Raw genomic sequence first — 15,965 nt, forward strand, 5'->3', positions numbered from 1 at the left:
TCAGCGATCCTCGAGCCGGGCCTCGAGGATCGCCGCGATTTCGGCCGCTCGGTCGGCGTTCAGCATTCCGGTGTGCCATTCATCGATCGATATCCGTTCGATCCGTCCCGTGATGTGCGCGCGCCAGCTCTCCGCGAGTCGGTCCCGGCCGGATTCGCGGGCCGCGGTGAAGAGCAGGGCGTCGCCCGCGAAGCGGCCCGGAACGTATGGGACCGGCCGCGAGAAACTTTCCAACACCCGTTCCACCTGCTTGGACGACAGCAGCCCGGCCCGGCTGATCCGATCGCCGAGCAGCGCGTAGAACTCCGCCAGATCCTCGATCTCCGGCACGTCGTCCAGGCCGAGCGCGTCGCGCCAGCCGCCGAGTATCCGCGCGACGGCGGTCGCGACCTCGCGCCGCGTCGGCTCGGGTGCCTCCGCCGGACCCGACTCCGGACTCGCGTCGACGAGCGCCAGCAGGCCGACGGGATGCCCCAACTCCTGCAGTCGCACGGCGATCGCATGCGCGATCTGACCACCCAGCGACCAACCGACCAGATTGCACGGGGTGTCCGGGAACCGCGCCAGGATCTCGCGGACGTACCGATCCGCATATGCCCCAACGGATTCCGGCCGCGGCTCAGCGGCGACGATGTACGGGTCCTGCAGGCCGTAAACCGGGCGGTCCGGGTCGAGCTGTCCCGCCAGTGCTCCGTATACCCAGGCCAGGCCGCCGCCCGGATGCACGCAGAACAGCGGCGGCCTGCTGCCCGACGAGCGCAGCGGCGTCAGCACGCCGAGCGAGATATTCGGCCCGTTCTCCATTGCTTTCGCCAATGACGCCGGTGTCGCGTCGGAGAAGAGCTCACCGTATTGCAGTTGTCGGCCGGTCCGGGAGCGCACCAGCGAGACGACCTGTATCGCGGTGAGCGAGTTGCCGCCCAGCGCGAAGAAGTCGTCGTCGGCGCCGACCCGCTCGACGCCGAGCACTTCGGCGAACACGGCGGCCACGAGTTCCTCGGCCGCCGTCGACGGCGCGCGGAACACCCGCGGCGTGCGTTCCGGTTCGGGCAGCGCCCGCCGATCGATCTTTCCGCTGCCGGTGAGCGGCAGTTCGTCGAGTACGAGCACGACGTCCGGCACCATATAGCCCGGCAGTCGTTCGGCCACCGATCGGCGCACGGCGGCCGGATCCAGCTCACGTCCCGCCACGTACCCGATCAGGCGCACGGCATCGTGGATCACGGCCACCGCCTGTTCCACGCCCGCGACGCCGGCCAGCGCGGCCTCGACCTCGCCGAGTTCCACGCGCTGCCCGCGCACCTTCACCTGCGTATCGGATCGGCCGACGTATTCCAGAACCGCCGCGCCCGAACCGGATTCGTCGACGATCCAGCGCACCAGGTCACCGGTTCGGTACATCCGGCGTCCCGGTTCGCCGAACGGGTCCGCGACGAACCGCGACGCCGTCGCCCCCGCCCGGCCCCGATAGCCCCGTGCCACACCGGAACTCGATACATAGAGCTCTCCGACCACTCCGGCGGGCACTGGACGCAACCATGCATCCAGTGCGACCACGCACACACCGGCGATCGGGCCACCGATAACGATCGGGCGGTCCGGCGTCAGTCGCGCACCGGTCACCCAAATGGTGGTCTCGGCCGGACCGTACAAATTGTGCACCCGACGCACACCCGCCGAATCCGTACCAGCCCACCGCGACACCACCTGCGACGAACACCGATCACCACCGGTCAACACCACCCGCAAATCATCCAAACCCACCGGATCCACCGTCATCGCCACCGCAGGAGTCAAAAACGCATGCGTAATATGCCGGTCGCGCAACAGATTTCGCAACGGCTCGCCGCCGTACACATCGGGTGGCGCGATCACCAGTGCCCCGGATCCGGTTACCGCGAGCAGCAATTCCAGGATCGCCGCGTCGAAGGTCCGCGCGGCGACACCCAGTATCCGCGAATCGGCATCGACCGCACCGCGATCCAGGTGATCGGCGACCACCGAGGCCAACCCGGCATGCGTGACCTCGACGCCCTTGGGCTGTCCGGTCGAACCCGACGTGTACACCACATACGCCGTGTTCTCCACGCGCAACCTTCGGTCGGTCAACGGAGTTCGCGCACACCGCTCGATCCGGTTCGCGGTGGCGGGATCGTCGAGCACCAGCCACGAAATCCCTTCCATGGGCAGCGCGGCACGATGGCTGCCCATCGTAATCCCGAGCAGCACACCGGAATCGGCGCACACGAATCGATTGCGCTCCAGCGGATGCGCCGGATCCACCGACAGGAACGCGGCCCCCGTCTTGGCGATCGCCCACACCGCGACCACCCATTCCACGGACCGCGGAACCGCCACCGCGACAACCGATTCCGGACCGGCACCGCATTCGGTCAGGTAACGCGCCAAGCGGTTCGAGTGCTGGTCGAGGTCCCGGTAGGAAAGCCGCCGATCATCGTCGAGCACGGCCAGCCCATCCGGGTTTCCGGCCACGGCGGCCGCCAGCAAGCTCGGGAGCGTCACATCAGGCGTGACGGCTCGGTGGTTGTGGCCCCATTCGTGCAGTCGCGCGCGTTCGGCTGTCGACAGGGTTTCGATATCCCGCAGCGGGACAGTGGGATCGTCGGCGATCGCCGCCAGTACCTTCCCCAGCCGTCGCGCCAGCGACGCGATGGTAACCGCGTCGAAAAGGTCTGCGGCGTAGCTGATCCCGACGGGCATCGCGCCGTCGCGATCAGGGGCGTCGGTGAGCGTGAACGTCAGATCGAAGCGCTCGGTGCCGGTGTCGGCATCCGAGGGCGTCACGCTCACCCCCGGCAGTTCCAGACCGGCCTGATCCAGGTTGTGGAAGGCGAGCATCACCTGGAACAGCGGATGATGCGCCTGACTGCGCGGCGGATCCAGCGCCTCCACCACCTGCTCGAACGGCACCTCCGCATGCGCGAACGCGTCCAGGTCCACCGCGCGGACCTCTTCGAGCAATTCGGCGAACGACACCGATTCGTCGACTCGGGTGCGCAGCACCACCGTATTCACGAACATGCCGATCAGGTCGTCCAGCAGTGCCGATCCGCGACCGGAAACCGGTGTACCGATGGCGATGTCGCCGCCGCCGGACAGTCGGGACAACACCAGCGTCAATGCCGCGTGGAAGACCATGAACACCGTCGCGCCCCGCGCACGCGCCAACCGTCGCAGCCCGGACACCACGCTCGGTTCGATCGCGAAGCCGTACCGCGCGCCCCGGTGGGTGGCGACCGCGGGGCGCGGCCGATCGGTCGGCAGTTCCAGCACCTCGGGCAGATCCACCAATCGGCCGCTCCAATACCGGATCTGCCGCGCGAGCGGCGATTCGGCATCGTCGGCCGAACCGAGCAGTTCACGCTGCCACAGCGTGTAGTCCGCGTACTGCACCGGCAGCGGTTCCCAATCCGGTTGCCGCCCAGTGCATCGCGCCGTGTACGCGGTGGCGAGATCGCGGGCCAGCGGAGCCATGGAGAACCCGTCGGCATTGATGTGGTGCACGACGAGCACCAAGACGAATTCACGCTCGTCGTCGATCGAGAGCAACCGAATCCGCAGCGGGACACGTTCGGCCACATCGAATCCTTTTGCGATCACATCGGAAACCGCTGTGGACCAGTCGTTTTCGGCTATCGTAGTGGGAGCGAGATCGATATCGGCCGTGTCCGCCAATTCCTCGATCGGAACCACCGACTGGAACGGCACGCCGTCGATATCCGGGTACCGCGTCCGCAGTACCTCGTGCCGCGTCAACACATCCCATACCGCCGCCGACAATGCCGCCACGTCCAATGCACCCGACAGGCGCAGCACCAGCGGGATGCTGTAGGCCACCGATCCCGGCGCGAACCGGTTCACGAACCACATCCGCTGCTGCGCGAACGAGAGGGGCACCCGCGCGGGCCGGATCCGGGGCCCCAGCGGCAGTCCCGGCGCGGCGCCGGCGCCGGCCACCCGCGCGGCCAGCTCGCCGACGGTCGGGGCATCGAATACGTCCCGTACCGCGATCGCGGCGCCCACCCGATCCGACAGTCGCGCCGACAACCGGGTGGCGGACAGCGAATTTCCACCCAGCGCGAAGAAGTTGTCGTCGATGCCGACCCTTTCCACCCCGAGAACCTCGGCGAATACGGTCGCGACGAGTTGTTCCAGCGGCGTCGACGGCGCACGGTAATTCGCCTGCGCGAACACCGGTTCCGGCAGCGCCGCCTTGTCCACCTTTCCGTTCACCGTCAGCGGCAATTCATCGACCATCATCACCAGGTCCGGCACCATATATCCGGGCAGCCGGGCACCGAGGCGTTCGCGCAGCAACCTGCCAAGAGATACTGGGCCGCACCACTTCTCATGCGGCCGCAGCACATCCGTCGTACCGTGACGCCGATCGAGATTCCGGCGCAGCGCGTAGACGAGGTACAGGCCGGTGCCGGTCATATTCGGCGCGATGCGATTCGCGACCTCGAATCCGTGTTCGCACAACAGCTTTTCGACACCCGCCAACCGGTCCTCGACATCGTGGACCTCGAGCACCATCCGATCGATGAACGACCAATGACACGGCTCGATACCACGCAACGCATCCAGCTCACTGCCCTCCACATCGATCTTCAGCAGATCGATGTGATCGATCCCGTATTCCTGGATGATCTGCGACAAGGTTCGAACCGGCACCTCGATGCGCTCGCAGCGCAGCCTGTTCTCGATCAGCTGCTCGAGTGAGACGAGATCTTCACTCTCCGTTTGTGATTCGTGGTGTATGAAGGATTCGAGGAGGTCGCGCTGCACACTTCGGTCCGTGCCGCGACCGGACAGCATCGACATTTCCGGATAGTAGGTGAAGGTATCGGTGGTCGATTCCGCGCCGATCGCGTACGGCACCAAAATCGCATCCAGGTCGTGCAATGCCGCATTGGCCTCATACATCCGCCGCAGCTCCGGCATCGGCTCGACCGCATAGATTTTCACGGCCGGTGAGATCTGCTTCGCATAGATCGAGAACATCCCGATATGCGAACCGAGATCCACCACACAACCCGACTCCGGGATCGTCATACCGGCATGGCAGTACTCCGCGCGTCCGAAGATCTCCTCGTACAGGAATTCGACGTTGGACCGGTTACGGCCGACCACCGACATACCGTTCGGCAGCTCGTGCAATTCGTGTGCTTCGATCACGCCATCGCGTTGTAACTCTAGGCATTTCAGTGCCACAGGAGCGTTGGCTGGGTCGGGAACCGCATACGCGATGAGCTGTTTGGAACCGTCCGGCACCTGGGTGTCGCGCGCCGTGACTACAGCGCGGGCGACGGCGTCCTCGGCCGCGAGGACGGCCTCGATCTCGCCGAGTTCGATACGGTACCCGCGGATCTTGACCTGCTCGTCGGCGCGACCGACATACTCGAGCACACCCGTCTGGGTCCATCGAACCACGTCACCGCTGCGGTACAACCGGCCGCCGGTCGGATCGAACGGGTCGGCGATGAAGCGCGCCGCGGTCAGGCCCGGCCTGCTCAGGTATCCTCGCGCGACCTGATTACCGGCGACATACAGCTCGCCCGCAGCGCCTATCGGTACCGGGCGCAGCCACGAATCCAACACGTACACACGCAGATTCGCCAACGGCACACCGATCGGGCTCACACCCGGATCACCCGACCAATGCTCCTCGGCGAGCACCTGTTTCGTCACATGCACGGTGGTCTCGGTAATGCCGTACATATTCACCAGCACCGGACCGCGTCGCCCTTCGATAGGCCGCCAAGCCTGTAACCGCTTGGGATCCAACGCCTCACCGCCGAACACCACCATCCGCAGGGCCGACTCGGCACAGTCGCAGCCGGACTCGAGCAACGCGTAGAACGCCGACGGCGTCTGATTGAGGATCGTCACGCCCTGCTCGACAACCAGACCCCACAGCTCGGCAGGCGAATACGCCACCTCACGCGGCACCACCACCACACGACCACCGTGCAGCAGCGCACCCCAAATCTCCCACACCGAAAAATCGAACGCCTGCGAATGACACCACGCCCAAACATCATCCGAACCAAACCCACACCAAACTTGCGTCCCACCGAACAGCGACACCGCATTCGCATGAGTCACCGCAACACCCTTGGGATTACCCGTCGTACCCGACGTATAGATCACGTACGCCACGTTCTCCGGACACAACCTGCCCGAATCGATATGCCCGTCCGTGGTGTCCGGCAGCTGATCGATACGCAGACACGATGTGCCGCCAATGAGATCGGCGGTTGTCTCGTCGGCGACAACGAGCCGCGGTTGCGCGTCCGCGACGATATAGGTGAGCCGGTCCGCGGGCGATGCGGGATCGAGTGGCAGGTAGGCCGCGCCGGTTTTCAGCACCGCGAGCAGGGCGGTGATCAGATCGATGCCCCTCGGCAGCGCCACCGCGACAATGCTTTCCGGCCCGGCGCCCTGTGCGGCAAGTGCCGACGCCAGGCGATGCGCACGAATATCGAGCTCTCCGTACCTGATTCGCTGCGCCCCGGCGATCACCGCGACAGCATGCGGCGTCCGGGCGGCCTGCCGATCGAACAGATCGACAAGGGTCGCACCGGAATCGATCGGGACGGCGGTGTCGTTCCACTCCCGCAGCAGGCGCTCGCGCTCGCCCGCCGACAGCTGCTCGATCTCGCGCACGGGCCGTGCCGGGTCGTCCGCGATGGAGCCGAGCAACTGTTCCAGGCGTCCGGCGAATGCGGTGATCGCGGCGGAGTCGAACGCCTCCGGCCGGTATTGCAGACGGATCCGCAGTGTGTCCTGCAGGATCATGGTGCAGGTCAACGGGTAGTGGGTGGAGTCGGCGCCGACCACCTCGGTGATCTCCAGGTCGCCATGCCCGGTGATCCGCCGGATGTGCTGGGTGTCAACGGGATACGACTCCAGCACCATTACGGTGTCGAACAGGCTGTCGTAGCCGGTGAGCTCGTGGATCTCGGTCAGGCCGATGTACTGATGGTCGAGCAGCGCGGTCTGCTCGCGGTGCAGCCGGGACCACAGCTGTGTGACGGTCTCGGCCGGGTCGAGCCGCACCCTGGCCGGAATCGTATTGATGAACAGTCCGATAGTTCGCTCGGCAGCGGACAATTCGCCGGGGCGCCCGGATACGGTGGAGCCGAAGACGATATCGGTCCGGCCGCTCGACCACGCGATCGTCATCGCCCACACCGACTGCAGGACGGTGTTCACCGTCACTCCGGCCGCGGCCGCCGCGGCTGTCAGCCGCCGGGTGCCCGCGCTATCGATCGTGATCGACAGATCCACCACCGCACCGGACGCGGCGGTGTCCGCGATCAGGGTGGGTTCGGCACCGTCGAGGGCCTTCGCCCACGCCGCTTTGGCCGCCTCTCTATCGCGAGTTGTCAACCACGCCAGGAAGTCTCGATACGATCCCGGCTCCGCGCCGGTGGCACCGGCGTAGCCGGTGAACAAATCGGTGATCAGCAGCGGCAGCGACCAGCCGTCGACGATCGCGTGGTGATACGTCACGATCAACGCCCAACGATCGGCGGCCAACCGGGCGACGGTGAACCGCAGCAGCGGCGCGGAAGCGAGATCGAACCTCCGGCCCTTCTCGACCGCGGCCAGCTCGCGCAGTGGGCCGTCGGAATCGCGAAGGCCGGTGAGATCGACTATCTGCCAGGGCAGTTCGAGGTCGTCGCCGATCACCGCGACGGTCGCGCCGCCGCCGGTGGTGGTGAACGCGGTCCGCAAACCGTCGTGCCGCGTCAACAGCGCCGCTGCCGCCGCATGCAAGCGCTCCGGGTCGAGCTCGCCGGACAGGTGCAGAATGACCTGTGCGGCATAGGAATCGGTTGCGGCCAGTTCGGCGTGGAACAGCATTCCGGCCTGCAACGGGGTCACCGGCCACACATCGGTCAGCGACGGGTAGCCGCGGTCCAGCGCGGCGATTTCCGGCCGGGTCAGCGCGACCAGCCCGAAGTCCGATGGGGAATGCCCACCGGCGCAGGGTGTTTCGGCGTGTCCGGCGATCGCGGTCAGTATCCGCGACCACAGCCCGGCCAGCTCCTTGATCGCGGAGTTGCCGAGGAGTGTGCGGGGGTAACGGAACGTGGCCCGCAGCCGGTCCTCCAGCACTATCGCGCTCACATCGACCGCCGGGGTTACCGGCACGTCCGGATCCGGCGTCACCCGCAATTCCCCCAGACCGCCGTCCAGCCCGCCACCGAGATCGGCGGTCGAGACCCGGCCGAGGTAGTTGAACCCGACGCGCCCGGGCATCCGGGCGGGCAGCAGATCCGCGGTTTCCGGGTTGAGGTAGCGCAGCATTCCGTAGCCGATGCCTTTGTCCGGGATCGAACGGAGGGTTTCCTTCACCGAGAACACCGCCGCCGCAACGGCATCACCACCAGCGGCCACGTCCGCGAGATCGATATCGGTCAGGTCGAAGCGGACCGGGAACATCGTGGTGAACCAGCCCACGGTCCGCGACAGGTCGGCGCCCGCGAGCACCTGCTCCTCACGGCCGTGTCCCTCCAACCGGATCAACACCGACGGCTCGGCGATACCCTGCCGTTCGCGCCAAATCCGCAGCGCCACAGCAAGTCCCGCGATCAGGCCATCGTTCACGCCACCGTGGAACACCGTCGGCACCCGAGTGAGCAACGACCGCGTCACCGACTCAGGCAGTTCGACTTCGAGCTGATCGAGCGTTGCGGCGGTGTCGATCTCCGGATCCAGTTCCCGGCCACCCAGCACCGGATCGACACCCGACACCATCGACTGCCACAACCCCAACTCCCGAATCCGGGTCGCTTCGGTCGCCGCTGCCGCCAAACCGTGCGACCAGCGCCGCATCGATGTGCCGACCGGAGCCAGTACCGGCGTCACGCCCGCCCGCGCCTGCGCCAACGCCGACAACAGATCCGGAACCAGCACCCGCCACGACACACCGTCGATCACCAGGTGATGCGCCGCCACCACCAAATATCCCGGCGCACCATGTCCGGCGGCGTCCAGCCAGACGAACTGCACCATCACGCCATCGGCCGGAGCCAACCGGCCCAGCGCGGAATCCAGTTCCGCCGCAACAAAATCGGAGTCGATGTCGACGCCCGGATCGATTACGCGACGATGCAGCACGCCGGGCGCCGATTCGCCATTCGGCGGGGCGACCACCAACGACCATTCCCCGGAATCATTGCGCCACAACCGGGAACGCAACATGTCGTGCCGCGCCATGACCGCGCGTACCGCCGCCGCCATCTCGGATTCGGCGACGGCTTCCGGCAACCGCAACACCACATGCTGATCGAACCGATCGAATCCCTTCCCCCACTCCACCATCCACCGCGCCACCGGCAACAGCGGCATCTCCCCCACACCGCCACCGGCCAATTCGGCCAAACCACCGGGCTCATCGGCCACTCGCGCATGCGCCGCCAACCGGGCCGGAGTCCGATGCTCGAACACATCGCGCGGGCCGAACACCACACCGAGCGCTCGCGCCCGGGAGACCACCTGGATCGAAACGATCGAATCTCCGCCCAGCGCAAAGAAATCCTCGTCGACACCGACCCGCTCCACCCCGAGCACCTCGGCGAAAACCCTCGCCACGATCTCCTCCACCGGATTCGACGGCGGCCGGAATGCCCGCGGGCTCGAATGGGGTTCCGGCAGCGCCCGACGATCGATCTTGCCGCTGCCGGTCAACGGCAATTCATCCAATACCAGCACCACATCCGGCACCATGTAGCCCGGCAGCCGCTCACCCACCTGCCGCCTGATCTCCGCCGGATCGACGGCATGCCCCGGTGCGGCCACCACGTACCCGACCAACCGGATACCGCCGCTGCCGGAGGCATTTTCGGCGGTACGCACGATGACGACGGCCTGCTCGACACCGGTGACGGCGGTGAGCGCGGCCTCGACCTCCTCCGGTTCCAGCCGCTGCCCGCGCAGCTTCACCTGGAAATCGGATCGGCCAACGTACTCCAACTCACCTGTGCCCGAGCAGGTTTCGTCGACGGTCCAGCGGACCAGATCACCGGTCCGGTACAGCCGCCCGCCCGGCGCACCGAAGGGATCGGCGACGAAGCGGGCCGCGGTCAGGCCGGCCCGGCCCAGGTACCCGCGCGCGACACCGCGTCCCGATACGTAGAGTTCGCCGACCAAGCCGGCGGGCACCGGGCGCAGCCACGGATCCAACACCACCGCGCCGACACCCGTGATCGGGCGGCCGATCCGCACCGGCCGACCGGGCGCGAGCTCGGCCGCCGTCACCCAAATCGTGGTCTCCGCCGGACCGTACAGGTTGTGCACCGTGCGTGATCCCGACGCGTCGGTGCCCGCCCACCGCGACACCAGTTGCGGTCCGCATCGGTCGCCACCGGTCAGCATGACCCGCAGATCGTCGAGGCCCGCCGGATCCAGCGACAGCGCCACCGACGGGGTAAGGAAGGCGTGGCTGATGCGCTCGGCGCGCAACAGGTCTCGAAGTGGCTGTCCCCCATAGACATCCGGCGGGGCCAGCACCAATGTCGCACCACCGGACAGTGCCAGCAACAGCTCCAGTATCGCCGCATCGAAGGTCCGGGCGGCGACGCCCAGCACTCGTGAATCGGCGTCGACGGCACAGCGCTGCACATGATCGGCGACCGCGGCCGCCAACCCCGCGTGCGTGACCGCCACGCCCTTGGGCCGCCCGGTCGAACCCGACGTATAGACGATATAGGCCGTATTCGCCGCCCGCACCGGCCGATCCACGTCGGTCGGCGCGCATTCATCGAGCCGTGCCACGACCGCCGGATCGTCCACCACCACCCATGTCATGTTCTGATCCGGCAAAGCGGGCCGTTGCGCTTCAGTTGTAATGCCAACTCGCGCACCGGAATCGGCACATACGAACTCGTTCCGTTCGATCGGGTGGGCCGGATCCACCGAGACGAACGCGGCGCCCGCCTTCGCGATGGCCCATACGGCCGACACCCACTCCAGCGATCGCGCAGCCCCGATCGCCACCACCGATTCCGCACCCACTCCGTACCGAATCAGCAACCGTGCCAACCGGTTCGAGTGTTCATCCAACTCCCGGTACGACATCGACCGGGTGCCGTCGATCACCGCGATACCGTCCGAACCCGCGGCCACCGCCGCGGCCAGCAGATCGGGCAGCGTGACCGAATGCCCGACGGCATCGTCATCCGCGGTTCCGTTGCGACCCCATTCGCGCACCAGCCGATTTCGCTCGGATTCGGGCAGCGCGTCGATATCGCGTACCGGCGCGGCCGGGGCGTGTGCGAATGTCCGCAGCAGCCGCAGCATTTGGTCGGCGAGCCCGCCGATCGTGGCCGCATCGAACATCTCCGGCCGGTACTGCAACCGGATTCGCAGCGTATCCCGCACCATCGCGGTACACGTCAGTGGATAGTGGGTGGCATCGGCGGCGGTGATGCCGGTGATCGCGAGATCACCGCTGCCGACGGTGTTTTCGATGCTGTCGAAATCGATCGGGTACGACTCGAGCACCATCAGGGTGTCGAAGAGGCCGTCGTGGCCCGTCAACGCGTGAATATCGCGCAGCCCGATGTGATGATGGTCGAGCAACGCGGCCTGCTCACGCTGGACGCGGGCCCACAGCTCGGCGACGGTCTCGCCGGGATCCAGCCGGATCCGGGCGGGAATCGTATTGATGAACAGCCCGATAGTGCGTTCGGCGCCGGGCAATTCGGCGGGACGCCCAGAGACCGTCGCGCCGATGACGATATCCGTCCGGCCGCTCAGCCGCGCGACCATCATCGCCCACGCCGACTGCAAAACGGTGTTCACCGTGACCCCGGCGGCCGCGGCCGCGGTCATCAGCGCGCGGGTATCAACACCGTCGAGCGCGATCGATCGCTGCGTCACCGATGGTGTACCGGCCGTCGCGTCGCTGCCGATCAGGGTGGGTTCGACGCCGTCGAGAGCATCCGCCCACGCGGCGAGGGCGGCATCCCGGTCACGAGTTGTCAACCACGCCAGGTAATCCCGGTACGAGCCGGGCGCGATGCTCGAATGCTCGCCCACGTATTCGCTGAACAGCTCGGTGATCAGCAGCGGATAGGACCAGCCGTCGAGGATGACATGGTGGTTGGTGATGATCAGCGCCCAGCGATCACCGCCCAGCGCGGCGACGGTGAAACGCAACAGTGGCGGTGTGCCGAGTTCGAAGGGCCGCGCCTTCTCCCGCGCCGCCAGCTCGTCCAACCCGGCCGCCGGATCGGCGGTATCGCTGAGATCGACTACTTGCCAAGGCAATTCGACACTATCGCAGATAACCGCAACGGTCGTGCCCGCGTCGGTCGTGCCGAACGCGGTTCGCAAACCCTGGTAACGTCGCACCAGAGTTTCCGCCGCCGCGCGCAGGCGCGGCAGATCCAGAGCGCCGGACAGGTGCAGAACCAGCTGAGCGATATAGGCATCCGCCTCGGCGCCCGCCAAGTGGGCATGGAAGAGGAGTCCGGCCTGCAGCGGGGTCACCGGCCATACGTCGCTCAGTGACGGGTAGGCGCGGTCGAGCGCGGCGACTTCCGACCGATTCAGCTCGACGAGTTCGAAATCGGATGGGGAATGTCCACCGGCGCCCGGTGTTTCGGCGTATTCGGCGACAGCGGTCAGCACCCGCGACCACAATTGCGCCAGCGCTTCGACCTCGTCCGGATCGAGCAGGGTACGCGGGAACCGGAAGGTCGCTCGCAGCCGCTCTTCGAGCACGATCGCGCTCACATCCAGCACGGTTGTCACCGGCATACCGGGATCCGGCGATGCGTGCAACTCACCCAAGCCGCCGTGGATCTCGGCTTCGCCGGTATCGGCGTTCGTGATTCGGCCGAGGTAGTTGAATCCGATGCGGCCGGGCATCCGGTCCGGCAACAGGTCGGCGGTGTCCGGGTTGAGGTAGCGCAGCATCCCGTAACCGATGCCCTTGTCCGGGATCGAGCGCAGGGTCTCCTTCACCGAAAACACCGCGGCCGCAACCGCATTCCCGCTGGCGACCACTTGATCGCAGTCGATTCCGGCCAGATCGAAACGGACCGGGAACATCGTGGTGAACCAACCCACGGTCCGCGATAGATCCGCACCGGCGAGGACCCGCTCCTCACGACCGTGGCCCTCCAACCGGATCAACACGGACGCTTCGGAGACTCCCGCCCGCTCCCGCCAAATCCGGACCGCCACAGCCAAACCCGCGAGCAGGCCATCGTTCACACCACCGTGGAACACCGTCGGAACCCGAGTGAGCAACGACCGTGTCACCGACTCAGGCAGTTCGACTTCGAGCTGATCGAGCGTCGCGGCGGTGTCGATCTCCGGATCCAGTTCTCGTCCACCCAGCACCGGATCGACTCCGGCCACCATCGACCGCCACAACTCCAACTCATCGACGCGAGTCGCTTCGGTCGCGGCGGCGGCCAACCCGTGCGCCCAGCGTCGAACAGACGTACCGACCGGCGGAAGCACCACCGCCCCATCGGATTTCACTTGTTCGAGCGCTGACATCAAGTCCGGGACCAGGATCCGCCACGACACACCGTCGACCACCAGATGATGCGCCACCACCACCAACCACCCCGGCACGCCGGCTCCGACCGGATCCAGCCACACGAACCGCACCATCACACCGCCGGTCGGATCCAACAGACCCAGGGCCGAATCCAGTTCCGTGACAGTGATTTCGGCCACCCGCGCCGTACCGCCGGTCGCGATATCCGGGTCGAGCACTCGGCGATGCAGCACCGCCGCCGGATCCACCGCCCCCCGCGGGGCGACCGTCAGCGACCATTCGCCGGACTCGTCGCGCCGCAACCTGGAACGCAACATATCGTGGTGATCGAGCAGCGCACCGATGGCCGTGATCAAACCCGACTCGTCGACGCCCGCAGGCAGCCGGACCACGACGTGCTGATCGAATCGGTCGAAACCCTTGCCCCACTCCACCATCCACCGAGCCACCGGCAACAGCGGCATCTCCCCCACGCCACCGCCTGCCAACTCCGCCAAACCGCCGCCCTGGCCGTCGTCGAGCCGCGCGCATGCCGCCAGCCGCGCCGGGGTCCGCTGCTCGAACACATCCCGCGGACCGAATACCACGCCCGACGCCCGCGCCCGGGAGACAACCTGGATCGAAACGATCGAATCCCCACCCAGCGCGAAGAAGTCATCGTCCGCACCGACCCGCTCCACCCCGAGCACTTCCGCGAAAATCGTTGCGACGACCTCTTCGGCGACCGTGGACGGCGCTCGGAACGCATGCGGGCTGAAGACCGGTTCCGGCAGCGCCCGGCGATCCACCTTGCCGCTGCTGGTCAACGGGAACTCGTCGAGCACCGTCACCACATCCGGCACCATGTATCCCGGCAGCCGCCTGCCGATCGATTGCCTGATCGCCTCCGGATCGACCGCGTATCCCGCTTCTTGGCGGACATATCCCACCAAACGTACGGCGGCGTCGGCACTTTCCCGCGTGACGACGATCGCCTGCTCGATTCCATCGAGCTCGCACAGCGCGGCCTCGACCTCACCCAACTCCAACCGCTGGCCGCGCACCTTCACCTGGAAATCGGACCGGCCGACGAATACCAGAACACCAGCGCCCGAACCGGTTTCGTCGACAACCCAGCGCACCAGGTCCCCTGTTCGGTACAACCGATTCCCGGCCTCCCCGAACGGATCGGCGACGAAGGTCGACGCCGTCAACCCGGCCCGGCCCCGATAGCACCGGGCCACACCGGAACCCGACACATACAGCTCGCCGACCACGCCTACCGGCACCGGACGCAACCACGCATCCAGCACCACCACCGAAATGCCGCCGATACCCGAGCCGAGGTTCAGCGAATCTCCGGCCCGCAGCTCACGGCTGATCATCATGATGATCGTGGCCTCGGTCGGACCATACGTATTGAAAAACCTTCGCACACCGGCACTGTCGCTATGCGACCATCGCGTGACCAGCTGCGGCGAGTAGCGCTCACCGCCGACCGTCAGCACGCGCAGCTCGTCCAGCCCGTCCGGATCCATCGATGACACCACCGACGGGGTCAGGAACGCGTGGCTGATCCGCCGATCACGCATCAGCTCGGCCAGCGGCTGTCCGCCGTATACGTCCTCGGGCGCCATGATCATGGCGGCGCCCGCGGGGACGGCGAGCAGGATCTCGAGCATCGCGGCATCGAAAGTCCGTGCCGCGACGGACAATACACGCGAATCGGCATCCACCGCGTAGTGCTGGATATGCGCGGCGGCGACCGCGGCGAGTCCGGCGTGGGTGACATCAACACCCTTGGGACGTCCGGTCGAGCCCGACGTGTACACGATGTAGGCGGTATTGCTCGCCCGCAGTACTCCACGCCGATCCGTATCGGCCACCGGCGTTTCCGGGGACCTTTGGATTCGGCTTGCCACGGCCGGGTCATCGATCACCTGCCACGACAAACCGTCCACCGGCAGTGTCGCGGCGTATCGACCGAGCGTAATCCCCGCTCGCACACCGGAATCGGCGCACATGAATTGGTTGCGATCGAGCGGATGCGCCGGATCGATGGACAGGAATCCGGCGCCGGTCTTGCTGACCGCCCACACCGAGAGCACCCACTCCAGCGATCGTGGGAGCGCGATGGCGAGGATCGACTCCGGTCCCGCCCCGCATCCGATCAGGAAGTGCGCCAGTCGATTCGACTGTTCATCGAGTTCGCGGTACGAGATGCGGCGATCACCGTCGACGACGGCATCGCCATCCGGATTGGCGGTCACCGCTGCGGCCAGCAAGACCGGCAGCGTCAATTCGCCCGCATTGTCCGCGATGCCGAGAGCGGTACGGTCGAGTCCGCTGTCGCCACCCCGATCCGTGAGGAGCAGGCGCCGTTCCTCCGCCGACAGAATGTCGATGTCGCGCACCGGTACGGTGGGATCGATGA

1 protein-coding gene (cut by a window edge) is annotated in these 15,965 nt (G+C 66.8%); it reads right to left on the minus strand.

Going from position 1 to position 15,965, the window contains the following annotated elements; genetic code table 11:
* Positions 1-15,965, minus strand: partial view of a non-ribosomal peptide synthetase gene (locus F5544_RS24085; RefSeq protein WP_167475295.1) — the 3' portion only. It continues 4,804 nt past the right edge of the window; only the last 15,965 of its 20,769 coding nucleotides appear in the window; its start codon lies off the right edge, out of view — the gene reads right to left on this strand; the stop codon is at positions 1-3.

Source organism: Nocardia arthritidis (genome assembly GCF_011801145.1).
GTDB lineage: Bacteria > Actinomycetota > Actinomycetes > Mycobacteriales > Mycobacteriaceae > Nocardia > Nocardia arthritidis_A.